Origin of the sequence: Halalkalirubrum salinum (genome assembly GCF_005543295.1) — an archaeon.
GTDB lineage: Archaea > Halobacteriota > Halobacteria > Halobacteriales > Haloferacaceae > Halalkalirubrum > Halalkalirubrum salinum.
In genome coordinates, this window is the sequence record NZ_SRSG01000013.1 from 45,807 (window position 1) to 71,682 (window position 25,876).

Here is a 25,876-nt window from a genome sequence, read left to right on the forward strand (position 1 = left end):
TAGATTCCACTCTCGATCGCTTGAGCCGCAGATTCACTTGGTTAGGTATCACGTCGTTTGTCCTGTGATTTTTGTGCCTGCTCGTCTATCTCGTTGAGCTCTCGCTCGATTTCTGTATCAGAGCCGCCATGCGAAGCCCGCACAGACAAATCCAGTGGAGATGGAACAAAATTTCCACCATCTTTTTCACGGTCTTCGTCTCGCTTTTTGTTCCGTTTGAACAACGAAATAAACACCTCCCAGAGTGTCCGGCTCATAATTTCAGTATCCCCGGTTCCTTGGTAAGTGTTCGTATTGTTAATTGGTAACGTGATCTGAGGGGCTGCGGACTATACGACCTGATCTACGACACGATCGTGAAAAAGTGTAACAAAAGACTAACTGTTGCGTCGCAAGCGCGATCAGTCGTCGTCAGATTCGGTACCGCCGTCGGTCCGAACCTCACCGCCGTCGGCGATCGGCTCTTCGTCGCCACCGTCGGTGAGTGCTGTTTCGATACGACGATCGAGCCACTGCCATTCGACAGTGTGAACGCCGTCTTCTTTGAGGTTCCACGGGTCACCCGACTCGATCCGCTTGCCACCGAGCCAGGAGGTCACGAGGTTCCACACGAAGATGATCTGCCCCACGAGGAGGATCATCGCACCGACCGTCGCGATCGCGTTCAGCGTGAAGAACTGCGGGAGGTACGTCGCATACCGACGTGGCATCCCACCGTATCCAAGCAGGATCATCGCGAAGAACGTGATGTTCGTGCCGATGAACGACAGCGCGAAGTGCGCCTTTCCGAGCGTCGCCTGGTACATTCGGCGAGTCACGAGCGGGAACCAGTAGTAGATACCCGCAAAGCCAGCGAAGGCGATCGCCCCCATGACAATGTAGTGGAAGTGCCCGACGACGTAGTAGGTATCGTGCAACACGAGGTCGACCGGAATCGACGCGAGGAAGACACCAGTCACGCCGCCGATGATGAAGTTCGAGACGAAGCCAATACAGAACAACATTGGTGTGGTGAGCCGAAGCCGGCCGTTCCACAGCGTCGTGATCCAATTAAATGTCTTCACTGCCGAGGGGATCGCAATTGCGAGCGACACCGCCATGAACGATGCGCGAAGCCGGGGATCCATCCCGGTCGCGAACATGTGGTGGGCCCACACACCGAACGAGAGGACACCGATTGCGAGCGTCGAATAGACGACAAATTTGAACCCAAAGAGCTGTCGGCCCGCAAACCGCGGCAGGACGTAGCTGACGATACCCATCATCGGCAACACGAGGATGTACACCTCGGGATGTCCGAAGAACCAAAACAGGTGCTGCCACAGCATGTTGCCGCCGTCAGTGAGGAAGAACGTCGTGCCAAATTTCCGATCGGCGAGTAGCATCAACAGCGCACTACCCAGAAGCGGGAAGGCGAAGAGGATAAGCCCAGACTGGGTGAGGATCGTCCACGAGAAGATGTCAAGGTTTGCCCACGAGACGTTCTCATCGCGCTGGGTGAAGATGGTCGCGATGAAGTTGATCGCGCCCATCGTTGCGGCGACCCCAGAGAGGTGCAGTCCGAGCAGCATGAGGTCGATTCCAGCGCCGCCGGCAGGGTCGTTACCGACACCAGCAGAGAGCGGCGTGTACATTGTCCAGGCGGTCTGTGCGGGGCCGAAGCCGAGCCCAAGCGGCTGGGCGAAAAAGCCCGCCCAGATCATGATCGCCGACGGCGGCAATAGCCAGAACGCGATCGCGTTGATCCGCGGGAACGCCATGTCATCTGCGCCAATAATGAGCGGAACGAGGTAGTTCGCGAACGCAGCAATAATCGGCGTCCCAAAGAGGAACAACATCGTGATGCCGTGGCTCGTCAAAAGCGAGTTGTACACAGCGGGCTCAATGAAGGTGGTGTTGGGTGTCGCGAGTTCGATCCGCATCGCGGCCACCATCAATCCGCCAACGGCGAACGCGAACAGCCCGTAGGCCCCGTATAGAATGCCGATATCCTTGTGGTCAACTGTTGTGAGCCACCGCACGATTCCTGCCGGTTTCTCCTGTTCGATGTACTCGGACCGCTCGCCCTGACTGACGACGCCGCCGGCAGACGCAGAGTACGACCGCCAGTCTTCGATCCGAGTGAGCCACGCGATGACGGCGATGAGGAGGACCCCCATGAACACCGTCAGCGCGATCTGTGCGTTGATTGCCATGGAGGACATTCAGGCATGGATGGTAAAGAAAGGTTCGGCTTTCCCCTGTGTTGATCGATCGATACGTCAGGACAGCGAGACGATTTCAACGCCAATCAGTTGTCGCTCTTGGAGGATTCGTCGTCGTTGTCAACGGTGGCTTCCTCGTCGTTGTCAGCGGTGACTTCCTCGTCATTGTCAGCGGTGGCTTCCTCGTCGTTGTTAGCGGTGACTTCCTCGTCACTCTCAGCGTCCGTCTCCTCGTTGTCGGCTCCAGCGCCCGTTTCGTCATCGTCTGTCTCATCCACAGCGTGATCGTTCTGATCCACATCGTGGTCAGCCTCCTCGTGCTCGATCGGCTCGGAGTCGTCGAGGAATGCTTGCCCCTGCGAGTAGACCGGTTTGGTCTTCTCATCCCCGGCGATCGCCTTCCCGGAGAGGTACGTCAACACGCCGAGCGCCGTGAACATGATAATCATGACGGCGTACATTATTCCGGAGGCGCGAATGTCGAAGCCCCAGGGACTCACAACCGCGAAAACGGCGATGAAGGTGAGAATAATCCCCAACGGAATGAAGTTCACCGTCAGGTCAAGGAGCGTCTCCTTGTCGAATATCTTCGATTCCATACCTCCCGGTTGCCTCCCGATCCCAAATAGGTTGTTGGTTCCTCGTGGCCGTCATTCAACCACGCAGTGGTCGGGTCAATCAGGTAGGGATCCCGCGCTTCGGGACGAATAGCTTCCCGGCGACAACGCCAAGCGCCATGACGATCGCAGCGGCAAACGTCGCGTACGCCCGTGTGAGAAGCGTCACATCGGTCGTTCCATCAGCGACGATAAGCAGTCCACCGAACACCCCGAGTAGTCCGCTCATCACGATCAGCGGTTTCCACATGGTGGTTGCGTACTCCGATTCGAGTAACAGCCCGACGATGCTCCCACAGAAAAGTAACAATCCGCCGACAGCGATCGGAAACAGGTCGAAGACGAGGCCGATCTCAGAAAGCGGCAGGCCAAGCGCAACGAACACAGGCCACGGGCTCGCCTTACGATACTGATCGCTCAGTCCCGGTGATTCGTCCATATCACCATTACGGGAGAGCCCATAGAAAGCCCTTCGGAACGACACGTCAATCAAATCAACGGATGCTACAGCAGCCAATGGCTGGGGGCGATCGGTTGCCTGGGGGTCACCAGATTACGGCAGTGAAACGCCGTGGCGAATGAGAAAATCGTTCACGGCTTTAATCTCCACTGGACTCCCGATAATCCGGTAGTGACTGTCGCCGGCCGAACAGACCGTCACCGTGTAGTCGGCTTCGAGTTTCGATCGGATACCGTTGAGTTCGCCACAGGGTAGGACGATCTGCGTGCTGTCACGCAGCCGCGAGGGATCCGGCATTGAGTCTCGAGTAGAGAGTGTCAGTCGGCCAGTATAATAGTGTCGAGTTCTCCCTGCTAGGTGTCCAATTAAGCGCTGAAAATCGACCCGAACAGCCGGTTCATCCGTGCAGCCTCGATTCAGGTAGTATGTCTACTAGCTGAAGGTCGATTCAAACAGCGGGTTTAGTAGCTGAGGATCGACCCGAAAGAACACCTTTTTCGACGGCGACGGCGGACAATCGGCTAATGGGACTGGAGGAGGAAATCGAGGCGATCGAGGACGAGATCGCCACCACGCCGTACAACAAGGCGACGGAGGCCCACATCGGACGGCTGAAGGCGAAGCTCGCCGAAAAAAAAGAGAAACTCGAAAACCAGTCCTCCGCCGGCGGTGGGACGGGGTATGCCGTTGAAAAACACGGTGACGCGACGATCGCACTCGTCGGATTTCCGAGCGTGGGAAAGTCGACGCTAATCAACGCGCTCACGAACGCTGACAGCGAGATCGGCGAATACGAGTTCACGACACTCGACGTCAATCCCGGGATGTTGCAGTACAACGGCGCAAATATTCAGGTGCTCGACGTTCCGGGACTCATTGAGGGTGCTGCAAGCGGCCGCGGCGACGGGAAAGAGGTGCTGTCAGTCGTCAGAACCGCTGATCTCGCGGTGTTTGTCCTATCCGTCTTCGAGATCGAAAAGTACGATCGGCTCAAAGAAGAACTGTACAAAAACAAGATCCGTCTCGACACCGAGCCGCCAAGCCTCCACGTCGTAAAGCGTGGGAAGGGCGGCATCAAAGTAAACAAAACAGATTCCGTCGAACTGGACGAGGAAACGATCAAGGACGTTCTCCGAGAGTACGGCTACGTCAACGCCGAGGCGACGATCCGCGGTAATCCGTCGATCGACGAACTGATCGACGCGCTCATGGACAATCGAGTGTACATCCCGTCGATCGTGACGGCCAATAAGGCCGATCTCATTGACGAGGACTACCTGCCGACAGTCAACGAAAACCTCAGAGAACACGGGCTCGATCCCGAGGAGGTGACGTTCATCTCCGCGGAGAAAGAGAAGGGACTAGACGCGCTAAAGGAGCGGATCTGGGACGCACTGGGGCTCGTTCGCGTGTACATGGACAAGCCCGGACGCGGGGTCGACTACGAAGAGCCGCTCGTCATGTTCGAGGGATCGACTATTGAAGACGCCTGCAAGAAACTCGGCAAAGACTTCGAGAACCGTTTTCGGTTCGCCCGCGTGTCAGGTCCGAGTGCGAAACACGACGACCAGCAGGTAGGCAAAGCCCATGTACTCGAAGACGAGGATGTACTCCGTATCATCGCCCGGCGGTGAGGGCCCGGACCGTCGATCGCCACGCGCGGGGAGATCGCAATGACCGATCGTCCCTCGGGAGTAGACACCCAGGCCACCAACGCCGAGGAGCGGCGCTCGCCGCAAATCGCAGTCGTCGCGCTGCTCCTCTGTGGCGTTCTTCCGTGGGTTGCGATCGGAAACGCCCCCGGAGATACGACATACGTCATGGGCTACGGCCTCGTGAATACGAACCCGTTTGTCCTCCTCACGCTCCCCGAGTTCTTCTCGCAGACGCTCGGGTTCGAGTCGCTGCCACGTTCACTACAGGCGTGGCCGGTCGGATTGGTATGTTACGTGGGTGCGCTCGCGAGTGCGATCGGCGGCGCGGTGTTCGATCGAGAGGATCCGCGCGTAACCGGCGGGCTCGTGGTGTTGACCGCGGTCGCCGGGCTGTTCGTCTGGTCTCGGTTTGCGTTTCGGACGGGCTCGCAGGCGATCCCGATCGCGCCGATTGCGTTCGCTGCCGTCGCCTGGTGGTGGTATCTTCCGGCGTTCACCAGCGGGCTTCCAGCGAGCGAGCGATCTGAGTGAGGAAGAACGGCTTGCCGGTGCCTGCGATTGGTCCGCGATCAGTCGTCTGCGGCGACCGCGTCAGGTCGATATGCCTCGCTAATCCGTTTCCACTTACCGGTTCGAAAGCGCCAGTAGTTGATCGCCGCAGGCACGCTCGTCTCGGCAACGAACGCGAGGTACAGTCCCCACAATCCCAGCGACGTAGTCGCACCCACGTACGTCAGCGGGATCGAGCAGCCGAACATTCCGAGCGCCTGGCTGTAGAAGGGCCATTTGGTGTCACCACTGGCATCAAGCGGTCCAGCAGCACCGCCCGAGACTCCCTGAAGCGTGACCGCAATACAGGCGGCGTATACCAGCGACACGGCGATCGGCACCACAGGTGAGTTTGGATCGTCAACAAACGCCCCGACAATCTGGACCGCAAAGATCGCGACCAGGGCTGCCGAGACGAGATAGGTCGCCACAGCAAACCGGATGATCTCGTGGCCGTAGGATTCGGCGGTGTCCTCGTCGTTTTTCCCGAGACTCTGCCCGACCAGACTCGACGATGCAAGCCCGAAGCCCCAGCCCGGCGTGTTCATGATCCCCCAGATTCGGCGGGCGATCACGAACGCTGACACCACGTCGCGGCCGAAGATGTCGAGGATAGACAACATTGGGAACTCTGCGACGGTCCACACGAGGTTGCGACCCATGACCGGCAGTCCGATCGTCACCAGATCACGCAGTGTTGCGGGATCGACATACGATCCGGTTGGATCAATTTTAACCGGAAACACCCCGATACCTGGGAGGTGTCCGCGAGTGAGTCCGATCGCAAAGGCGACAACAACAATGAGATTCGACAGGACGGTCCCGATTGCCGCTCCTTCAACGCCCATCCCGAGGCCGAAAATCAATACGGCGTTGATGACGATATTAGCGATCGCACCGCCAGCCCGCAACATCATGGCAATGTACGAATCATCCGCACCGACGAGAACCCGGCTCCCGATGAGATTCAACCCCGCGAGCGGGACGCCGAGTCCGACGAGTTTGAGATAGGCCGCGCCGAGCGCGATCGCCTCGGCGTCCGAACTCAAAAGCGAGACCAACTCCGTGGGAATCGTCCAGAAGATCGCCGCGACCGGGAGGGTGACCACAACGACCAACAGCACGCTCGATCGGACCGCCTGCCCAAGATCCTTGTGGGCATCCGCGCCGTAGGACTGGGAGACGAGCGCGATCGTTCCACCGGCGACCCCACCACCCAGCGCGAACGCGAGCCCCCAGAATGGACCGGCAAACCCAACCCCAGCGATCGCCGCAGAGCCGACCGCGACCCCAACCATCGCCACGTCAACGGCGTTTTTCGACATCCGCGCGACACCGGTAACCACCCGCGGCCACGCAAGTGCAGTCGTTCGCTTGGCTCTGTGCGGGTCGATCAGTCCAAGCCGACCCAGCGCGAGCCCGATGTAGAGGATGACAATTCGAACGGGGTTGGGGATACCGAGCACGTCAGAGACAGTTTATTCGCTGATAATAAGGCCCTTCGTCAGTGGGCATGCGTCGCCGGTTTGCGTGCGTTACGTTGACAGCGACCGAGCGATCGATATCCGCTCTCTGTATGTGTCATCCGTTTTCGTGTCGTCGGAGCGCAGCAGCGATCGACGACGGCGTCGCCCCCTGGCCGTCTCGAACGCGGTGATCCGGGACAAAAAGCGGCACCGGATTCTCTCGGAGTGCGTCCTGAACCGTCTCGCGGACACCGTCCTCAGCGGGATCGAGCCCGGCGAAGCTGGCGAGTCGATCGATCGTCACAGTTCGCCCGGAGGGAATCTCTCGAAGCGTCTCTAACACCCTGCGCTTGTCCGTCGGCATCGTGAGCGCGATGGAAATCTCAGTGAGTCCCTCCCGCTCGCCAGCGAGATAGGCATCGACGGCGTCGAGATAGTCGTGTGCAACGGAGGCATCTTCCGGAACAGCATCGGGAAACGAGACGCTAATAACTTGACCACCGACAATCCCAAGCTGTACGACCCGTCCGATCGACTCTAACTCTCGAGCGTAGACGCCCGCGTCTTTCATATCCGGCGTTGGCCGCTCACCGGGCTTGAACCTTCCACCTCGGACGCAAGGCTTTTGTACATATCCGTCCATTAATGTACACTAATGGACGATACTGAGGAGGCACTCGCACCGGCAGTGCGTGAGATCCTCGACTCTGCGCGGACGCGCCCGGGCGGAGACGAACCACTGTCTGTCGAGGCCAGATCACTTCCCGATGCGTTCGAACGCGCGGAGTCGGACGGACGAGTCCCAATACTCGCGGAGGTCAAGCCAACGAGTCCCACGACCGACGGGACGAACGACGGCGACCCCGTTGCACTGGCGAAAACAATGGTCGACGGCGGTGCAGCGGCGCTGTCGGTGCTCACCGAGCCCGATCACTTCGGGGGATCGATCGATAATCTCGAACGGATCAGGGCGGCGGTTGACGTGCCGGTCCTGCGGAAGGACTTCATCCTTCGAGAGGAGCAACTTGATCTCGTCGAGTCCGATGTCGTGTTGCTCATCGTGCGGTTTCTCGATGAAGCGACTCTCTCGGAGTTGATTGAGGCCGCCAAGGCCCGTGGGTTTCAACCGCTCGTCGAGGTACACACCGAGCCCGAATTGGAACAAGCAATCGACGCGGGTGCGTCCATCATCGGCGTCAACAACCGCGACTTGGCGCGACTGGAGGTCGATCTGGCGACGTTCGAGGCGATCGCACCGCAAGCCCCAGAGGACGTGTTGTTGATCGCCGAAAGCGGAATTTCGACCCCTGCTGAGGTCCGTCGAATGATCGACGCCGGCGCGGACGGCCTGCTTGTCGGTACCGCAATAATGGACGGCGATCCTCGCGAAAACACTCAACAGCTCGTCGGTGCAATGCACACCGACAGCGCGGCTAAAACCACGGACCAAGTGGATAGAATTGGCAAGAACGACGGAGGCGGGGAAACAGCGGTCAATGAAGACGGGCCAACACAATCAAAAGCGCGCGAACCTGAGACAGAGACATACAACACCGAGACACAATCATGAGCACTGACGGAAAATTTGGCGACTACGGCGGACAGTACGTGCCGGAAGCGTTGATGCCGGCGATCGAAGAACTGACCGAGGCGTACGAACAGTACGTCCTCGAAAACAAAGACGGCTTCATGGACGAATTCCGCGACCGACTCACGGACTTCGGCGGCCGACCGACACCGTTACAGCGGGCCGATCGACTCTCAGAGCGATACGATCTCGACATCTATCTCAAACGAGAGGATCTCCTACACGGCGGCGCACACAAGCTGAACAACGCGCTCGGGCAGGTGCTTCTCGCGAAGTACATGGGCAAAGAACGAATCATCGCCGAAACCGGCGCGGGCCAACACGGCACCGCGACGGCAATGGCGGCGGCGCATCTTGACATGCCATGTACGATCTACATGGGAGAACGGGACATCAACCGCCAGCGGCCCAATGTCTTCCGGATGAAGCTCAACGGCTCAGAGGTCAAGCCGGTCACCACGGGGCGAGGGACGCTCAAAGAGGCGATCAGTGAAACAATGCGCGACTGGGCGACCACGGTTGAGACGACCCACTATGTTATCGGTTCAATTGTCGGCCCACATCCATTCCCGGTGATGGTTCGGGATTTCCAGTCAGTCATCTCCAAGGAGGCCCGCGAGCAGACGATCGAAAAGACCGGCTCGCTGCCAGATTCGGTGATCGCCTGCGCGGGTGGTGGCTCGAACACGATGGGTTCGTTTGCGAAGTTCGTTGACGACGAGTCGGTTTCGCTCTACGCGGTGGAGGCGGGCGGCTCGTCGCTGCGCGTCGACGAGGACACCGGCGTCGCGCCGAACTCCGCGTCGCTGTCGACGGGCAACGAGGGCGTGCTCCACGGCGCACGGACCAAGCTCTTACAGGACACCGCCGGACAGATCATGGAGTCACACAGCGTCTCCTCAGGGCTCGATTACGCCGGCGTCGGACCCGAACTCGCGTATCTTGTCGACACCGATCGCGTGACGCCAGTGACAGTCGACGACGACGCGGCGCTTGAGGGGTTCCACCGACTCTCACAAACAGAGGGGATTATTCCGGCACTCGAGACCGCCCACGCGTTTGGGTATCTCGAAGAGCACCACGAGGAGCTTTCAGGAACCGTCGTCGTCAACGTTTCCGGTCGCGGCGACAAGGACCTGGAGACGGTGATCGAAGAAACAGACGCCCGAGACGTCCCGAACGCGCCCGACATGTCGATGTTCTCCGGAGGTGGGATGTGATGGCCGGACAGCGCCGCTCTGCTGTCGATCGATCGGCCAACAGCGACCTCGCAGCCGCCTTCGAAGATGGCTCCGCATACATTCCGTATCTCGCGGTCGGCGATCCATCCTACGAGCGTTCGAAGGCGTACGTCGAGGCGCTGGCCCGCGGTGGCGCTGATATCATCGAGCTCGGCTTGCCGTTCTCTGAGCCGATCGCCGAGGGCCCGACGATCCAGAATGCGATCGTTCGTGCGCTCAAAGGTGGTATGAGCCCCGAGTTGTTTTTCCAGTTCGTCGAGGAGCTCGACGTCGACGTCCCGCTGGTCTGTATGACGTACTACAATCTCATCTACCAGTACGGCCGGACAGCCGGCGACGGTCCTGGCCCAGAGGCGTTCGTCGAGAAGGCGGCGTCCGCTGGGATCTCGGGGTTCGTGGTTCCGGACCTACCCGCCGAAGAAGCCGATCCGCTTCGGGCTGCCTGCGACGAGCACGGTCTCGATCTGATCTTTATTGTCGCACCGACGACCGAGGGCGATCGCCTCGAGCGGATGATGCAGCGCGTCTCGGGCTACGTATACGTGCAAGCGCGGCTCGGAACGACGGGGGCACGATCGGACGTCTCCGATCAGACGACTGCGAGCCTCGATCGGCTCGCCGACTACGATCTTCCAAAGGCGGTCGGCTTTGGGATCTCCGGCGGAGAACAGGCCGAACGGATCGTTGCCAACGGCGCGGATGGGATCATCGTCGGCTCAGCGCTCGTCGACATCGTCGCAAACGGGGTCGAAAACGACGAACCAACTGAGGCCGTCGCCGATCGCCTCGAAACCCTCTCACGCGAGCTCAAAGCCGGCGCACAGCGCGGCGACGAGGCGCGACAGGCAAACGTCGACGCGAAGTAGCGTCACCTTCGGACGCGGATGTGGATCGTCCCCATACGCGCCGCATTCGCAAGGTACATAAAACCGACTGACAGAAGTTCCCATACTACCGATGACAGCAGGACACGCGACACGACTCACACGGATTTCGACAGACGGCAACTACCTCATTGTCCCGATGGACCACGGGATTACGATGGGCGCAGTGAAAGGATTGAAAGACATCGAATCGACGATCGACGGCGTTACTCGCGGCGGCGCAGACGCGGTATTGACGCAGAAAGGAATTGCACCACGGGTCCATCCGAATAAAAACGAGGCAGGCTACATCGTGCATCTGAACGCCTCGACGACGATCGGCCCGGACGAGAACGACAAGCGCCTGACTGGGACAATCAAAGAGGCGATTCGGGCGGGCGCGGATGCGGTGTCATTTCATATCAACGTTGGATCGAACTACGAGCCACAACAGATCGAGGAGCTTGCGTCGCTCACTGCTGACGCCGCTGATTACGGCATTCCGGTGTTGGCAATGGCGTACGCGCGCGGACCAGGGATCGAAGGCGACGAGCCAGAAAAGCTCGGACACGCGGTGCGACTCGCTGAGGAACTCGGCGCGGACATCGTCAAGACCGGCTACAGTGGCGATGGCGAGAGCTTCGAACACGTCTGCACCTCCACGCGACTGCCGGTCGTGATCGCCGGCGGCTCGAAGGGCAGCGATCGCGAGACGATCGAGATGGTCCGTGGCGCGATGGACGGCGGCGCGGCTGGCGTCTCGATGGGTCGATCAATCTTCCAACACGACGACCCCGAAGCGATCACGAGGGCCGTCTCCGCGGTTGTCCACAAGGATCTCGAGGTATCAGCCGCCCTTGAGGCGGCTGGATTGGCGATCGAAGCGTAGTTTGGGTTGAGCAACTGTTGTGTGGATTGAGTAATCCAACACGTTCAAGCGGTCGGGCACGGACATCCAAGCAATGACACGAAGCGTCTGGATCAAAGCCGACGATAGCGTTGGCGGCTGGGAGACACGCAAGCGGCGAATTACAACGGCGATCGAAGCCGGCGCGGACTGGGTTCTCGTCGACGAGGCAGACGTGTCGCGCGTTCGCGAACTCGGCGATATCAACGTGGCTGCGTTCCGTTCGGACGCCGATCTGGTTGACAGCGTCGAGACGGAAACCGCTCGCGCTGACGCGTACCTCGTTGGCAAAGATGGCGAAGGCGACGGCACGGTCGAACTTCCAAACGATTTCTCCGGCTCTGCGGATCTCTCAACCCTCCGACGGTCGGACAACCGTGCCCAGGGTGCGTACATCCGCATCTTCGACGAAGACTACGAGGCGTTCGCCGAGGAGGCGGCCTACGACGCCGAGCACACGATCGTGATCGGGGAAGATTGGTCGATTATTCCACTCGAGAATCTCATTGCCAGAATCGGTGACGAAACCGACCTCATTGCGGGCGTTACGACCGCTGAAGAAGCGCGAACCGCGTTCGAGACGCTTGAACTCGGCGCAGATGGAGTCTTACTTGACACGGATAATCCTGATGAGATCCGGGCGACTGTTGAGGCTCGTGCTGCGAGCGAGCGTGAGGACCTCTCACTTCAGTACGCAACAGTGACCGCCGTCGACAGCACTGGCATGGCCGATCGCGTCTGCGTCGACACCGCGAGCCTCATGGACCACGACGAGGGAATGTTGGTCGGCTCGCTGGGCCGGGGGCTGTTTTTTGTTCACGCTGAAACCGCCGAGTCACCGTACGTCGCCTCACGGCCGTTCCGCGTCAACGCTGGGGCGGTCCACGCCTACGCCCGGACGCCCGAGGGCGGGACAGTCTATCTGTCTGAGCTGCAAAGCGGCGACGAGGTCCAACTCGTCGACACCAGAGGCAACACCCGCGAGGCAGTCGTCGGTCGGGTCAAGATCGAGAAACGGCCGATGTTCCGGGTACAAGCGGAAGTCGAAACCGACGACGGAGTCGATCGGATCGAAACGCTGTTGCAGAACGCTGAGACGATCAAGGTGGCAACCCGCGATGGGCGGAAAGCGGTGACCGATCTCGAAGTCGGCGACGAACTCCTCGTCTACTACGAGGCTGTGGCTCGACACTTCGGAGAGGCTGTCGAAGAGAGCATCATCGAGAAGTAGTCTTCAGGAAGGATCTCTGAGTTTGCTGGCTGACATCCTGTTAGGGGTGCCGATCGCCCACTGGCTCCTCCTCAGGTGGGCGCTCAAACTCGGTCGTGCACCACGGACAAAAGTCCAACTCGGGGTCGACCTCCTTGCCGCAGTTCGGACAGGTCGGCAACTGCGCGGCCATTTCTGGGTCCACGCCGGCATCGACGCGGGCGTCCTGTTCTGCCTGCTCTTTGCTTAACGAGATCGACATAAATACCGCATCAAGCACGCTCAGTGTGATGATGACCAACAGTGGGATTGTGACCTCGGTAGGAACGGCGGCAGGATCGGCAATGTCGATCGCTGCGGGATCCTCAACGTGATAAAACAAGAGTGCGATCGCCGATCCGAGGCCCAGTAGGAACCACACGAGCGACCGTCGCCACTGTCTGAGATACGCGTGGCCGACGCCAGCGAAGCCGAGATAGCCGGGGATCGCGGCGACGACGAACGTGATAAGCGCTCGGCGGCGTGTGTCGTCCATCATCTGCCGTTCGAGCACGGCCTTGTTAAATCCACGTTTTCGTGGCGATCATCGCCGGGGGTCTGACTGGGCCACTACGACAAACGGTGATCGAGCGACCCAACGAGCGATCGCAGCGTCGCCAGATCGTACTGCCCGGGCGCGGTGGCCCGCTCGGGGGCAACAGGCGCGTACCCGATTCGTGATCCATATAGCGGCGCAACCGCTCGGGTGTGGCGTCCGTCTTCGCCCATTCCCATCGTCGCGACTGTTCGACCCTCCTGGGTCGCCTCGTGGGTTGCTGTCAAAAGCGCAAGCGCGTCGGCTCGGTCGTGGGCGGTCGTCGCGAGTTTGCCAACGTCGCCTTCAGCGCTCGCGATCGTGAGCAATTCAGTGAGCCGCTCTTGTCGGGGCGTTCGATCGAAGTCGTGAACGGATGCGACAACGGAAACGTCTGCCGAGCGGGCCAGCGATCGGACCTCACGGGCCCGATCGGCTGCGGCCGCTGCCGTCTCACCAGTCAACGCACGGAGTTCGATATCGATAGCCCCAACCTGCTCGTGTTCGATCGCACTCGCGAGTTCGTCGAATCGATCGGCCTCCGAGGTTGCGTTTCCACCCTCCCACGTCGGCCGGTTCGTCACGAGCAGGGGCAACTCGCCGTCGTACGCTGCAAGCGCGTCCAGCGGGTCAGTAGCCAGATCGAGGCGAAACTCGATCGCGTCCGCGTGTTCGCGAGCGGCCGGCTCCTCGGAGAGCGCAGCCGTGCTCGCGGTGAGAACGAACGAATCGAACGAAAGCGTCGTCATAGTGGGGTCAACGTGGACGATTGACAAGCGTGTTCCGGGATCAAAAGACGAACAAAAGCACCGGACGACTCAGGCGAGCAGTTCTTCTTCAGCTTCGAGCAGTTCGTGGTAGCGGTTTCGAATTGTCACTTCTGAGATGTCGGCGACCTCCGACACTGCCGCCTGGGTGGTCTTTTCGTTGGTCAAAAGCGCAGCGGCGTACACCGCGGCGGCCGCGAGGCCGACAGGTGATTTCCCGCTGTGGACACCTTTTTCCTTCGCGTTTCGCAGGAGTTGTTTCGCACGCATTTCTGATTCCTCGCTGAGTTCGAGCGAGGAGGCGAACCGTGGCACGTACTGTTCGGGATCGGCCGGTTTGACCTCAAGGGAGAGCTCGCGGACGACGTAGCGGTACGTCCGGGCAATCTCGCTTTTCTCCACGCGGGAGACCTCCGAAATCTCATCGAGGCTCCGGGGAACGCCGGCCATCCGGGCAGCGGCGTACACACAGGACGTCGAGACGCCTTCGATCGATCGGCCGGGGAGGAGATCCTCTTCAAGAGCACGGCGGTAGATCACCGACGCCGTCTCGCGAACGTTGTCTGGCAGCCCGAGCGCCGATGCCATCCGATCGATCTCGCCGAGCGCCTGTTTGAGATTGCGCTCTTTGGAGTCACGGGTGCGGAACCGCTCGTTCCACTTGCGGAGCCGTTGCATCTTCTGGCGCTGACGCGCGCCGAGCGATCGCCCGTAGGCATCTTTGTTCCGCCAGTCGATGTTGGTCGACAGGCCCTTGTCGTGCATTGTGTTGGTCGTCGGAGCACCGACGCGGCTCTTTTGATCTTTCTCGCGGGAGTCGAACGCTCGCCACTCTGGGCCGCGATCGACCGAATCTTCAGTGATGACGAGTCCGCAATCAGAGCAGACTGTCTCGCCGTGGCCCTCGTCGGTGATAACGTGGCCGCTGCACTCCGGACAGCGGAGCCCTTCTGACTCCGCTGCGGTTTTCTCGTCTTCCTCGGTGCGCGCCGTCCGTCGCTGTCGGGTGGTTGTGTACGTGTGTTCGCTCATGCTGTATGAGGGTGTGGGCTCCCGGTGAGCGGGATAAAACCCGGGAAGCAATCCTTGATCGAAGGACGCAGGAAAACTACTTAAATCCGCTGGTGTTCCCTGAATAGACGGCCAATCCACGCTGATTAACCGGGATATATCCACGCTATACCATGCTATTATATACCAAGTATTATCGAGGGTACAACGGACCGCTCGGTCTGCCGTAGTAGTAGCGATCCGACGCGGAGGATTTTCATCCGTTCGGACGAAACAGCGATCGATGGCATCCGATCGGATCGTCTCGTTGGCCCCGAGCGCTACTGCAACAATTGCAGCAATGGGTGGTGCAGATCGCCTTGTCGGCGTCACCACACACTGCGAACTCGAAGACCGCGATGTTGAGACAATCGGTGGGTGGTTGAATCCCAAATACGATCGCCTCTCGGCAGTCGATCCAGATCTCGTCTGTACGAGCGACGCACTTCAACGAGACGTCACAGAAGCACTCCGCGAGCGCGGCTACGAGGTGTTTCATCAAGAGCCAGCCCGCCTCTCTGAAGTGATCGAGGGCTTTGTGGATCTGGGTGCGGCGATCGGCGACCCAGCCGCCGGTGAGCGACTTGCGGCTCAGTCGCGTGAACGACTCACTGCAGTCCGCACGGCTGTCGAGGGGCGCGATCGACCCGTCGTCTACTGCGAAGAGTGGTCGGACCCGCCGATGGCTGCGGGAAACTGGGTTCCGGACGCTGTCGAGGCTGCCGGTGGTCGATATCCATTTGTCCAGGCAGGCGAGCGATCGGCGGAGGTTTCTCAGGCGGCGATCGAGTCAACCAATCCCGACCACGCGGTGTTGCACGTCTGTGGATTCGGCGATCGTGTCTCGCCCGAGCGGATTACTTCTCGGGAGTGGGCGATCGACCCAGAAGTCCACGTTTTTGACGATTCACTGTTGAACCAGCCGAGTCCGCGGCTGCTCGACGGAATTGAGCAGTTGGTCAGACGGCTCCATCCTGAAGCATTTGTGGACGCTACTGGCGAGTCAGAACGCTAAACTCACTGCCTCCGGTAGAGTCGGTATGCGAATCGGCGTCGGCAGCACCAATCCGGTCAAGCGTGCGGCAGTACAGCAGGTAATTACGAGTGACGAAGACGGGTTCGCAAAGGGAGCCTCCGTTGAGGCTGTGTCGGTTTCCTCTGGGGTTTCTGAACAACCTACCGGTCACGAGGAGACCAAACGCGGCGCAGTTACGCGAGCGACTCGAGTGCTCGAAGCCAGTGAGTACGATCTCGGTGTCGGAATCGAAGGCGGCGTCGCACGGTTTCCTGGCGGCGACGAGCCGTTTCTCGTGATGTGGGCGAGCGTCACAGACGGCGATCGAACGACAGTCGCAAGCGGTCCCAGTCTCCCGTTGCCGGCGTCGATCGCCGATCGTATTGACAGCGGTGAGGAGTTGGGGCCAGTGATGGACGACGTGCTCGGGACGAATGAGATCGCAAAAGCACAGGGCGCAGCCGGTGCGTTCACGAACGGTCGGATCGATCGGACAGAAGCGCTCGCGCACGCGGTTGCCGGAGCGATCGGACCGTTTGTCTGTTCGCTGTACAGTCAACCAACACAGTAGGTTCGCTGGACGGGCGATCAACTCGCGAAGTTCACTGGACGAGCGACCGACTCGTGAGAGCTGCTGGACGATCAGTTGACGCGTTAGGCGACCGTACCGCAATCGGTACCCAGGTGATCCAAACACGCGGAATAATTAAACAAAATCGACAGGCACCGGTCTGTTAGGGCGCTCTACCAAAGGGGGTATTAGTTGAACTACCATATGAGTAGGTATGAGCACCGCCATCACGGAATCGGTCGCCGTAGAACCAATCGCCTCGCTCTCGGAGAAACAACAGCGGATCTACCAGTACCTCGAAGAACACGCCGACGAACAGACGTATTTCAAATCTCGCCTCATAGCCGAAGACCTCGGCCTGAGCGCAAAAGAAGTCGGCGCGAACATGCGGGCAGTCCGAGACGCTGAGACAGGGTTGACGATCGAAAAGTGGGGGTACTCCTCTGGAACGACGTGGATGGTCACCGCGTGAGCAACCGATCGTCCGTAATTATGAACGGACGGCACTGATCCAGCCGCGAACCCGATCAGCGAGCGATTGTGACATCCGGTAGGGTGCGCTCTTCCACTCAACCTCGCAGCGAGCCGAGAGCCCGACGTATGGAATATCCTCTGACCTGGTCGCAACGTACAGGATCGGCCCCGACGCCCGCTGGTGAAATCCGAGGAGACGACCGCGGCGGCCGGCAAGTGTGTGACGGCCTTCTCGGCGGCGATCGGCGATCGAGAACGTCTCGACGGCGACTGTCGGCGGGCGGGTGATAACCCCGACAAGCGTCCCATCCGCCGATATTGCGGGCCGCCGAAGCGTCGCATCGAACGGCTCTGTGAGTTGTTCGCGGCCCTCGGCATCAAAGGCTCGAAGTCGGGTGACAGTCGAGTTTGCCTCCTGGGACTCGACGATCGTCGCGCTCCCGTCGTTCGCGATGGCACCAGCGGTCGGCCGATCGGTCGACCAATTGTCGACAACACGGTTCTCACGGAGACGGGCGGCCCACGACTCGGAAGCGTTGCGACGCCGCCCGTACGCGAGCGTCCACCGTCCGTCCGGAGAGGTAACAATCATACAGTCGTACACAGCACCGTCGTATTCTATTGACTGCCGTCCGGGAGCTGTCGGGACTGCCGCTGAATCGAAGCCGGGCGGTTCCTCGTCACTGCCGTTGAGCACTCGCAGGATTCCCATGTCGATTGGTCCGCTCGCCGCGATATGAAATATGCGATTTATAATTATATAGTGGCATATACGTAAAATATATCTACAATCAAGACAAAAATTTGCATATAATATTGTGTATTATCAAGTAGAATATAGGACTCATAGCAGCCTACTTTACCAGCCTATCCAGAGATGTTGGTGATGGTTGAAGACCACAAGTCACGGAGAAAATTCTTGATATTGGGCGGCGCAACTGGAGCAGCGGCGTTAGCGGGCTGTGTCGGCGGCAGCGACGACAGCAACAGTGACGAGGCCGGTGCCGGCCTGGAGGGCAATGGCAACGGTGGAAACGGCAACGGGGGCAACGGTAACGGCGGTAACGGCGACGGCAACGGAAATGGCGGCTCGGGTGATTCAATGCTCCGAGACGACAGCGAGTTTGACCCAAACGACCCCGGATGGGAGGAAAACAACTATCGCCTGAGCGCGATCGTCGAGAACGACTACATCCGCGGTCGGACCGAAGACCTCGAAGCGATGGGCGAACAAGACGTCGACGAGGTCGCACACGGAAACCCACTCCCGGAACCACCGGAAGACGAGAGCGAATTGGTCGATCCGGAACCACTCGTGTTTGTCGACCAACCTGGCGAGGAGGGTGAGGCACAGTACCAGGACAATGTGCAGCCGCTTCTCGATCGCCTCGAAGAGGCGACGGGCAAGACGGTCCAGTGGGAGCCAGTCAGCTCCTACGCGGCGACTGTCGAAGCGCTCCGATCGGGCCGGGCACACATCGGCAACGTCTCGACGGGAACGACCGCGTTCGCAGTCAATCTCGCGGATGTGATTCCATTCGCGGCGGGGGTACAGGCCGACGGCCAGTTCGGCTACCGGCTACTCGCGATCACTCGAACGGATATGGATGAGATCCAGAGCGTTGCGGACTTCCCCGACTACAACGTGACCCACACCGAGCCGGCGTCGAACTCCGGACATCAGGCGCCGTCGGCGCTGTTCGATCAGTACTTCGACGTAACGCCCGATGAGGACTTCGAGGTCGAGTTCTCTGGCGGTCACGACCAGTCTGCGATCGGCATTGCCGTCGGCGACTACGACTGCGGTCCGATCTGCAGCACCTGTATCGAAGATCTCGTGAACTCGCGGGACGACATCGACTTCGAGGACTACAAAGTCGTCTGGGGGAGCAACCCCTTCCCGCCGGGACCGATCGTCCACCGGTACGACCTCGAGCCGGGTCTGGTCGAGGACATCAAAAGCGTCTGGCTCGACACCGACTGGGCAGGAACCGGCTACGAGGAATCGACCGGATACGCAGATTTCGTCGAAATCGAGTACAAGCGTCACTGGAACGATATTTTGGTGATTCAACGGTACAACGAAGTCGAGTACGAGAGCGGAAATCTCTGAGAGAGCATGTTACAAACAGAAAATCTCGGAAAAGTCTATCCCACGGGCGATAAGGCGCTAAAAGACGTCTCCGTCGAGATCAGCGGCCAGGAGGTCGTGGCGATGATCGGCCCCAGCGGGGCCGGCAAAAGCACCTTTGTTCGATGTATCAACCGACTCACCGAGCCGACATCGGGAAAAGTCCTCCTCGACGACAGAGAGTTGACCACACTCGGAACGGACGAACTCAGAAACGCTCGCCGCGACATCGGCATGGTGTTTCAGGAGTACAACCTCGTCGAGCGGCTCACCGTCATGGAGAACGTCCTCTCGGGGCGGCTCGGCTACGTCTCGAACTGGGCGGCGTTCAGACGGAAGTTCCCACCCGAAGACGTTCAGCGGGCCTACGATCTGCTCGATCTGGTCGGTCTTGACGGTATGGAGAACAAACGTGTCGACGAGCTCTCCGGCGGGCAACGCCAGCGCGTCGGCATTGCCAGAGCGGTCGTTCAGGAGCCGAAGATTATCCTCGCTGACGAGCCAACCTCGAGCCTCGATCCGGAGACCTCGAGCGACGTAATGCGGCTTTTGACCGACATCGCGGTCGATCGGAACATCCCGGTGCTCATCAATATCCACGAGGTGCACCTCGCCGAGGAGTACTCTGACCGGATCCTCGGACTCCACGACGGTAAGCTCGTCTTTGACGGTCCAACGGCTGATCTCACCGGTGACGCTAAAGACGTGATCTACAAGGGCGAAGAGATACCTGACACGACCTCAGTACAAACAGGGACCGAGGTCGATCCGACGACCGATGGCTCGTCAGACCCGATCGCCGTGAGGGAGTGAGACATGGCGACGGAGCAACACACGTGGAGTCGCCCAACGTCCTTCAGAAGTCACCGGACGAAGTGGCTCGTCTACCTGATCACACTCGGCATAATCGGCTGGTCGCTCGCGGGCTTGGCGATCACCCCACAACGGTTCATTGAAGGACTCGGATACGGCTATGAGCTTATCGCATCGATGCTCCCGCCGGAAACGGCCGAAAGCGACCTCGCTCGGCTCCGAGATGCAATGATCGAGACGATTGCGATGGCGATGATCGCCACGGTTTCTGGTATCGTGATCAGCATTCCCGTGGCATTCGGCGCAGCCGAGAACCTCTCGCCGCGACCGACGTACTACCTGAGCCGGGCAATCATCAGCATCTCACGGGCGATCGACGGCCTCATTGTCGCGATCATCGCCGTCGTCGCGCTCGGGTTCGGACCGCTCGCGGGGATCGTCGCGATCAGCTTCAAAACGATCGGCTTCTTTTCGAAACTTCTCGCCGAAGACATCGAGGATATCGACATGAAAAGCGTCGAAGCGATCCGCGCGACCGGTGCCTCCTCCCTGCAGGCAATGATTTACGGGGTCGTCCCGCAGGTCGTCCCACGGTTCGTTGGTCTCGCAGTGTACCGCTGGGACATCAACATTCGGTCGTCGACGATCGTCGGGATCGTCGGCGCAGGCGGAATCGGCGTGCTCCTCAACCGCGCGTACCAGCGCTACGAGTACGACTATGTCGCCGCGATTTTGATCGTGATTATCGCGGTTGTGTTGGTCGCTGAACTCGTGAGCGCAGTCGTTAGACGGAGGGTCCAATAATGGCGAGCGCAACCCAGACGTGGACGCGACACGAGGGACGCGATCGGGCGATGCGGATCGGCTTCGTCGTCGTTGCCGCGCTGACAGTGATCGGCTCGTGGATCTGGCTTGCAGAGACCAGTAACATGTCGCTGCAGTACGTCTCAACTGCACCCGTACAGCTCGCGGATCTGTTCGGTCGGATGTACCCTCCCGACTGGGCGTATCTTCCGAACGTTGTTGGCCCGCTGGCAGAGACGATACGCATTGCAGTGATCGGAACTATCGCCGCAGTGGCGATGGCGGCACCCGTCGCGTACATTACCGCCGAGAACACGACGCCGAACAAGGCCACCTACCTTCTGGGCAAACTGATCGTCACCGTTTCACGATCGGTTCACGTGATTATCTGGGCACTGTTGTTCGTTATCATGTTCGGCCCCGGTGCACTCGCGGGGACTGTCGCAACAGCAGTTCGGTCGGTCGGGTTCCTCGGCAAACTCCTGGGTGAAGAGATCGAAGAGATCGACTTCGGACAGGTCGAGGGGATCAGAGCGACTGGTGCGTCCCCGGCAAAGCTGTTGTTGTACGGCATCGTCCCGCAGATCAAACCGGCACTTGTCGGCATCTCGGTGTACCGCTGGGACATCAATGTCCGCGCGGCGACGATTCTCGGGTTCGTTGGCGCTGGCGGGATCGGTGTCCAACTGTTCGAAGCAATTGACTCGTTCGCCTGGCGGACCGTGTCGGCAATCTTGATCGCCATCCTTGGGGTTGTCCTGATCAGTGAAGGAATCTCTGCATACGCCAGACAGAAGGTGCGCTGAGCGATAATGCAACGAACCAGACGAACAGTACTTGTATCTGCCGTCGGCATCTGTGGATTTTCGGGCTGTCTTGCCGGCGCTGAGCGGGCCACCGTTGGCGATGGAGCAAGCAAAGACGAGACGACCGCCACCGAGGCGATCGCAGACAGTCCAGTTGCGAGCGCGACAGTCTCGATTACGACCGAAGACGATCTGTTCGATCCGCCGCTCGTCCACCTCATGCGGGGCGGGACAATAACGTGGACGAACGACAGCGAACCCGATCGCGATCTCAAAACGATCAGCGGGCGCATTCCGACAGACGGTGACACGTGGAGCGAGACCATTCCCGCGGGTGGTTCGATAGAACTGACGGTGAAACGAGAGGGCGTGTACGACTGTTCTACCGAAAGTCAATCGACAGTTGGGCGTATCGTGGTTGGCGAACCCCACGTGGAATCTGAACCGGCGATGAACGACGACGGCGAGAATCTGGCACCGCCAGCGGCCGCCGCGCTCGCAGAGTTGTATCACCATACAATTGAACTCGGAGGGGATGGCGATTGCGGTTGTCCAAAATGACTGCCAGTAGCAATCAAAACAGACAGATGCCACGCACAGGCGCTTCACACACTATACGGACCGAAACCGTAACGAACGCTGTTCTTTTCGACATGGACGGCGTGATCCTCAAAGGCCGAGGATCCGATCCCGACATCCACACCGAGGCGCTGCTCGAAACGATCGTCGACTACGAGATTGACCCACCGGCGTCGGTTCTTGCTGCGCTCGACACGTACGAGTACACCGACGAATTTATTGACGCTTGCGAGGTGATCGACGTCGACCCAGTCGCGTTTTACGCCGATCGAGAGGCCGCAAGCGCCAAGTTTGCGATCGAGCGTCTCAGAGCCGGTGAGCGCGGACTGTATCCCGACGTCGAAGCGCTCGAATCGATTGCCGAAACCGCAACGGTCGCGCTCGTGAGCAACAACTACCATCCGACGGTGACGTTCGTTGCCGAGCACTTTGGGTTAGATTTGTTCTCGTTCGTCAGAGGTCGAGACCTCGGCGTCGAGGGATTCACCCGTCGAAAGCCAGAACCGGACTACCTTCTCGAAGCGCTCGACGCGCTCTGTGTCTCCGCAGGCTACTACGTCGGTGATCGTGAGACCGATGTGATCGCTGCCCGTCGAGCAGGACTTAAACCAGTATTCCTCCGACGTTCGCACAACGAAGATGTCGAACTTGGGGCCAAACCGGCTGTCGAAATCGATTCGCTGGACGAACTTCTTGCGGTCCTCAACGCCGAGCCCGCATAGCAGCACTTGGTACACTCACGCCCGAACAGATAGAATCATGCGGTCTCTGGATCGTAGTGGATATATTTCGCAGCCTCGTCCGCGAAGGTGACCGCTTCAGGACCGAACGAGTCCGCATAGCGGATGATAATCGTGATCAAGAGTTCAGGCTCGGTAAGCACGTATCCGTCGCTTCGATCGAGTAGCCCAGCTTCACTCAAATCCGCAGCCGCGGCGCTAATTGTCGGCCGCGAGACGCCAACCTGTTCGGCGATCGCTGCACCTGTCCGATCGGGCGCTTCTAACAGGGCGAGAATTATCCCGCGAGTCGTCGATCGGCGGAGATAACCGATCGCACGGATCTCGAGTGACGAAAATCGATCGGCAACGAAGTATCGCCGGTAGTCGCCGTCTTTGACAGATTCGAGCCGGCCGCCTTCTTCGAGTCGGCGGAGGTGGTACTGCGCCTCACCAGTCCCAAGCCGGAGGTCGTCACGGAGTTTCGAAAAGTGCGCTCCGGGCGTCGTGTCGACGTAGCCACGGATCGCCTCGCGGGTTTCGTTCTCATCAGCAGGCTCGTCTGCGTCCGATTGGCCCGCCGCAGTACCGACGAACGGTGTCGCCGCTCCGATCGCCGCAAAGCGACGCAGGGTCTCGCGTTTCCGTTCGTCGACCGGCCCGCTCATTCGTGTTGGTGATATACAGCGGTGGATATAAGTACTTCGTCAGTAACGGACCGGACAGCCAGTAGCTATTTCTCTGTTTCCAGCTCCGCCTGGCCGCCATCAGCCGACGGCTCTGTTTCCACGAGCTCATCATCGATCGGCTCCTCGTCAACGTCGTCGATAACCTCGTCGGCTGATCGGATGTCTGAGCCCGCATCGCCGGATTTGACTTTTTCTGCCTCCTGTTCGAGCTGTTCAATGTCGAGTTCAGCGGCCTCGTCGATCTGTCCGAGGATCTCTTCGATGTTGTCGAGTCCGAGCATCTCGCGTGTCTCCTCGTCGAACTCGAGGCCTTCGAGGGCCTGTCCTTCTTGAACATCGCTACCAGAGAGCTGTTTGCCGTAGCGACCCACCAGCGAGGTAAGCTCTTGCGGGAGGACGAAGGTCGTCGATTCGCCCTGGCCGATCGATTCGAGCGTTTCCATGCCGCGTTCGATGATCGCCCGCTCACCCATAGATTCGGCGGACTTCGCCCGAAGCACCGTCGAAATTGCGTCACCTTGGGCTTCGAGGATCTGGCTCTGTTTTTCACCTTGGGCACGAATGATGTTCGACTGTTTGTCACCCTCAGCCTTCTCGACGGCACTGCGGCGTTCACCTTGCGCTTCGAGAATCATCGCACGGCGACGGCGCTCTGCGGAGGTCTGTTGCTCCATCGCCTGTTGGACGTCTTTCGAGGGGTTGACTTCCCGCACTTCGACGCTTTCAACGCGGATACCCCACTCGTCGGTCGGTTCGTCGAGCTCTTTGCGGATTTTCGCGTTGATCTCCTGGCGCTTATTGAGCGTGTCGTCGAGTTCCATGTCGCCGAGCACGGCACGGAGCGTGGTTTGGGCGAGGTTCGAGACTGCCTTCTTGTAGTCGTCGACCTCAAGGAACGCCTTCTTTGCGTCCATCACTTTGATGTAGACGACGGCGTCAGCGGTCACCGGCGAGTTATCGCGGGTAATTGCCTCTTGGCGCGGCACGTCGAGTGTCTGGGTCCGCATGTCGAAGGGATACGTCCGCGAAACAAACGGTGGAATGAAGTTGATCCCCGGCTCGAGCAGCTTTCGATACTCACCGAAGACAGTCAATGCCTTCTTTTCGTACGCGTCGACGATCTCAACGGCCTGCCAGATCGTTACCACGACCAAGAAAATGAACAATAACCCGACGATGCTCAATCCTGGGACGATCTGTAGTGTAACGGGGTCCATGCCAATGTCTTGGTGGGTCTGACTCATAAGAATTGGCCCCTGTTTCTCGAGGTGATATCGATCGAGACTGCAGTCAGTGATCGAACTCCGGTTCGCGCTCGCGATCGCGGGCAACCTCCTCGCGATCGGATCCCGTAGACTCTTGGCGGCGTTCACCGTCAGATCGCTCAGCCGCAGATGCCTCGCGGCGCTTTTCAGCGTTTGCTCGTCGTGCAGCTTCCAGTTCGCGATCGATATCATCGCCCTCGATCGCGTCTAACGATTCGACCGTTACGACGTTTCCGCCGCCGGGATCGACCACCATCACTTCAGTTCCTTTCGGGATTTCGCCGTCCATCGATCGCGCCGAATAAAACGGATTGAAGCCCCCACCCCGGAGCTTAATTTGCCCCTTCGAGGGAGTGACTCGCTCTGTAACCCGGCCCGTCTTGCCGCGGAGGGATTTCGAATCTTTAGTCTGTTGTTGGCCTTTGCCACCGTAGAGATCCAACTCGTGGTAGCCGTAGAAGGCGATTGCCCCGAACAGCAACACAAAAATTCCGAGGATAAACGGACTTGCAAGCGGACCGAGCGCGAGGCCAACGAGTCCAGCGCCGAGGAGTGCAATTCCGACGACAATAAAGTTTGCCCCAGGAGCGATCGCCTCCGCCAGCGAAATGAGCAATCCCGCCGTGATCAACAAAAGCGGGATTGAGTCCGTAAAGGCGTTAATCAAAAGCGGGCTAACCATAGTTAACCTACGTGACGAGTACGAATAACAGTTGTTGGTGACGCCAGCCGAAGCCGACCACGTAAAGTACCACGGGTCGGGTCGTACTTCCAAGCGAAGTGTGAATCTGGAGACCCTATTTGTGAAATTTTACTGAGGGGTACTGGCTGTAGAAGAACTTGACCGAACTATAGCGAC

At 59.5% G+C, this 25,876-nt stretch carries 30 protein-coding genes; 16 read left to right on the plus strand and 14 right to left on the minus strand.

The genetic code is table 11. The features are described from left to right. Positions 1–41 precede the first annotated feature (41 nt). From E5K03_RS05770 to E5K03_RS05790, 5 genes are all read right to left on the minus strand, one after another. Positions 42–257 carry a hypothetical protein gene (locus E5K03_RS05770; RefSeq protein ID WP_138005402.1) on the minus strand — a complete coding sequence of 72 codons (216 nt, stop codon included), beginning with the start codon at positions 255–257 and terminating at the stop codon, positions 42–44. Between the two features lie 144 nt (positions 258–401). Beyond that, a complete protein-coding gene (locus E5K03_RS05775; RefSeq protein ID WP_138005432.1) occupies positions 402–2,159 on the minus strand; it encodes a cbb3-type cytochrome c oxidase subunit I in 1,758 nt (585 codons plus the stop codon). 131 nt (positions 2,160–2,290) lie between these two features. Beyond that, entirely contained in the window at positions 2,291–2,803 is a 513-nt protein-coding gene (locus E5K03_RS05780) for a DUF6684 family protein (RefSeq protein ID WP_138005403.1), read from the minus strand. 79 nt (positions 2,804–2,882) lie between these two features. Then, positions 2,883–3,260, minus strand: a complete 378-nt coding sequence (locus E5K03_RS05785) for a DUF7541 family protein (RefSeq protein WP_138005404.1) — start codon at positions 3,258–3,260, stop codon at positions 2,883–2,885. Between the two features lie 114 nt (positions 3,261–3,374). After that, a complete protein-coding gene (locus tag E5K03_RS05790) occupies positions 3,375–3,578 on the minus strand; it encodes a VNG_1110C family protein (RefSeq protein ID WP_138005405.1) in 204 nt (67 codons plus the stop codon). A gap of 227 nt (positions 3,579–3,805) precedes the next feature. Between E5K03_RS05790 and E5K03_RS05795 the strand changes: the two genes are divergently transcribed. Both E5K03_RS05795 and E5K03_RS05800 read left to right on the plus strand, forming a co-directional pair. Then, complete coding sequence (locus tag E5K03_RS05795; protein WP_138005406.1) at positions 3,806–4,915, plus strand: OBG GTPase family GTP-binding protein; 1,110 nt, start codon at positions 3,806–3,808, stop codon at positions 4,913–4,915. Positions 4,916–4,954: 39 nt separating this feature from the next. Continuing rightward, the gene (locus E5K03_RS05800) at positions 4,955–5,467 is read left to right on the plus strand and encodes a TIGR04206 family protein (protein WP_138005407.1); all 513 of its coding nucleotides are present in this window, start codon (positions 4,955–4,957) and stop codon (positions 5,465–5,467) included. Positions 5,468–5,505: 38 nt separating this feature from the next. Here the strand turns inward: E5K03_RS05800 and E5K03_RS05805 are convergent, their stop codons facing one another. Further along, positions 5,506–6,951, minus strand: coding sequence for an MATE family efflux transporter (locus E5K03_RS05805; protein ID WP_138005408.1), 1,446 nt, complete (start codon positions 6,949–6,951; stop codon positions 5,506–5,508). A 115-nt stretch (positions 6,952–7,066) separates the two neighbouring features. Beyond that, positions 7,067–7,522 carry an MGMT family protein gene (locus E5K03_RS05810; protein WP_138005409.1) on the minus strand — a complete coding sequence of 152 codons (456 nt, stop codon included), beginning with the start codon at positions 7,520–7,522 and terminating at the stop codon, positions 7,067–7,069. 84 nt (positions 7,523–7,606) lie between these two features. Here E5K03_RS05810 and trpC point away from each other — a divergent pair, with 84 nt between their 5' ends. From trpC to E5K03_RS05835, 5 genes are all read left to right on the plus strand, one after another. After that, positions 7,607–8,521 carry an indole-3-glycerol phosphate synthase gene (trpC, locus tag E5K03_RS05815; protein WP_138005410.1) on the plus strand — a complete coding sequence of 305 codons (915 nt, stop codon included), beginning with the start codon at positions 7,607–7,609 and terminating at the stop codon, positions 8,519–8,521. Continuing rightward, positions 8,518–9,759: a tryptophan synthase subunit beta gene (gene trpB, locus E5K03_RS05820; protein WP_138005411.1), complete on the plus strand. Its 1,242-nt coding sequence runs from the start codon at positions 8,518–8,520 to the stop codon at positions 9,757–9,759. Before trpC ends, trpB begins: the two co-directional genes overlap by 4 nt. Then, positions 9,759–10,646, plus strand: a complete 888-nt coding sequence (gene trpA / locus E5K03_RS05825; protein WP_138005412.1) for a tryptophan synthase subunit alpha — start codon at positions 9,759–9,761, stop codon at positions 10,644–10,646. Before trpB ends, trpA begins: the two co-directional genes overlap by 1 nt. Positions 10,647–10,737: 91 nt before the next feature. Continuing rightward, complete coding sequence (locus tag E5K03_RS05830) at positions 10,738–11,532, plus strand: 2-amino-3,7-dideoxy-D-threo-hept-6-ulosonate synthase (RefSeq protein WP_138005413.1); 795 nt, start codon at positions 10,738–10,740, stop codon at positions 11,530–11,532. Between the two features lie 73 nt (positions 11,533–11,605). After that, entirely contained in the window at positions 11,606–12,781 is a 1,176-nt protein-coding gene (locus tag E5K03_RS05835; RefSeq protein ID WP_138005414.1) for a 3-dehydroquinate synthase II, read from the plus strand. A 40-nt stretch (positions 12,782–12,821) separates the two neighbouring features. On the opposite strand, the gene E5K03_RS05840 is transcribed toward E5K03_RS05835, so the two are convergent. From E5K03_RS05840 to E5K03_RS05850, 3 genes are all read right to left on the minus strand, one after another. Continuing rightward, positions 12,822–13,295, minus strand: a complete 474-nt coding sequence (locus E5K03_RS05840) for a zinc ribbon domain-containing protein (protein WP_138005415.1) — start codon at positions 13,293–13,295, stop codon at positions 12,822–12,824. A 74-nt stretch (positions 13,296–13,369) separates the two neighbouring features. Next, positions 13,370–14,083, minus strand: coding sequence for a type I 3-dehydroquinate dehydratase (locus tag E5K03_RS05845; RefSeq protein WP_138005416.1), 714 nt, complete (start codon positions 14,081–14,083; stop codon positions 13,370–13,372). Between the two features lie 69 nt (positions 14,084–14,152). Continuing rightward, positions 14,153–15,133: a transcription initiation factor IIB gene (locus tag E5K03_RS05850; protein ID WP_138005417.1), complete on the minus strand. Its 981-nt coding sequence runs from the start codon at positions 15,131–15,133 to the stop codon at positions 14,153–14,155. Between the two features lie 262 nt (positions 15,134–15,395). Between E5K03_RS05850 and E5K03_RS05855 the strand changes: the two genes are divergently transcribed. The 3 genes from E5K03_RS05855 to E5K03_RS05865 all read left to right on the plus strand — a co-directional run bounded on the left by E5K03_RS05855 (position 15,396) and on the right by E5K03_RS05865 (position 17,209). After that, positions 15,396–16,166 carry a cobalamin-binding protein gene (locus E5K03_RS05855; RefSeq protein ID WP_138005418.1) on the plus strand — a complete coding sequence of 257 codons (771 nt, stop codon included), beginning with the start codon at positions 15,396–15,398 and terminating at the stop codon, positions 16,164–16,166. Between the two features lie 25 nt (positions 16,167–16,191). Next, positions 16,192–16,737, plus strand: coding sequence for an inosine/xanthosine triphosphatase (gene yjjX, locus E5K03_RS05860; protein ID WP_138005419.1), 546 nt, complete (start codon positions 16,192–16,194; stop codon positions 16,735–16,737). Between the two features lie 214 nt (positions 16,738–16,951). Then, positions 16,952–17,209, plus strand: coding sequence for a DUF7123 family protein (locus E5K03_RS05865; RefSeq protein WP_138005420.1), 258 nt, complete (start codon positions 16,952–16,954; stop codon positions 17,207–17,209). A gap of 18 nt (positions 17,210–17,227) precedes the next feature. Here the strand turns inward: E5K03_RS05865 and E5K03_RS05870 are convergent, their stop codons facing one another. Further along, positions 17,228–17,923: a hypothetical protein gene (locus E5K03_RS05870; protein WP_138005421.1), complete on the minus strand. Its 696-nt coding sequence runs from the start codon at positions 17,921–17,923 to the stop codon at positions 17,228–17,230. A 174-nt stretch (positions 17,924–18,097) separates the two neighbouring features. Here E5K03_RS05870 and phnD point away from each other — a divergent pair, with 174 nt between their 5' ends. From phnD to E5K03_RS05900, 6 genes are read left to right on the plus strand one after another with little or no spacing between them, the layout of a single operon-like run. Beyond that, on the plus strand, positions 18,098–19,324 hold the full coding sequence (gene phnD, locus E5K03_RS05875) for a phosphate/phosphite/phosphonate ABC transporter substrate-binding protein (RefSeq protein ID WP_240729953.1): 1,227 nt from the start codon (positions 18,098–18,100) through the stop codon (positions 19,322–19,324). A 6-nt stretch (positions 19,325–19,330) separates the two neighbouring features. After that, entirely contained in the window at positions 19,331–20,155 is an 825-nt protein-coding gene (phnC, locus tag E5K03_RS05880) for a phosphonate ABC transporter ATP-binding protein (RefSeq protein WP_138005423.1), read from the plus strand. A 3-nt stretch (positions 20,156–20,158) separates the two neighbouring features. Next, on the plus strand, positions 20,159–20,959 hold the full coding sequence (gene phnE, locus E5K03_RS05885; RefSeq protein WP_138005424.1) for a phosphonate ABC transporter, permease protein PhnE: 801 nt from the start codon (positions 20,159–20,161) through the stop codon (positions 20,957–20,959). After that, positions 20,959–21,765: a phosphonate ABC transporter, permease protein PhnE gene (gene phnE, locus E5K03_RS05890; protein WP_138005425.1), complete on the plus strand. Its 807-nt coding sequence runs from the start codon at positions 20,959–20,961 to the stop codon at positions 21,763–21,765. Before phnE (E5K03_RS05885) ends, phnE (E5K03_RS05890) begins: the two co-directional genes overlap by 1 nt. Positions 21,766–21,771: 6 nt before the next feature. After that, positions 21,772–22,326 (plus strand): hypothetical protein, encoded by a 555-nt coding sequence (locus tag E5K03_RS05895; RefSeq protein ID WP_138005426.1) that lies wholly within the window; start codon positions 21,772–21,774, stop codon positions 22,324–22,326. A gap of 26 nt (positions 22,327–22,352) precedes the next feature. Further along, positions 22,353–23,066: an HAD family hydrolase gene (locus tag E5K03_RS05900; protein ID WP_138005427.1), complete on the plus strand. Its 714-nt coding sequence runs from the start codon at positions 22,353–22,355 to the stop codon at positions 23,064–23,066. A 35-nt stretch (positions 23,067–23,101) separates the two neighbouring features. Here E5K03_RS05900 and E5K03_RS05905 read toward each other — a convergent pair whose 3' ends face one another. The 3 genes from E5K03_RS05905 to E5K03_RS05915 all read right to left on the minus strand — a co-directional run bounded on the left by E5K03_RS05905 (position 23,102) and on the right by E5K03_RS05915 (position 25,699). Then, the gene (locus E5K03_RS05905; protein ID WP_138005428.1) at positions 23,102–23,731 is read right to left on the minus strand and encodes a winged helix-turn-helix transcriptional regulator; all 630 of its coding nucleotides are present in this window, start codon (positions 23,729–23,731) and stop codon (positions 23,102–23,104) included. A gap of 65 nt (positions 23,732–23,796) precedes the next feature. Next, a complete protein-coding gene (locus E5K03_RS05910) occupies positions 23,797–24,969 on the minus strand; it encodes an SPFH domain-containing protein (RefSeq protein WP_138005429.1) in 1,173 nt (390 codons plus the stop codon). A gap of 73 nt (positions 24,970–25,042) precedes the next feature. Then, entirely contained in the window at positions 25,043–25,699 is a 657-nt protein-coding gene (locus E5K03_RS05915; protein ID WP_138005430.1) for an NfeD family protein, read from the minus strand. Positions 25,700–25,876 lie beyond the last annotated feature (177 nt).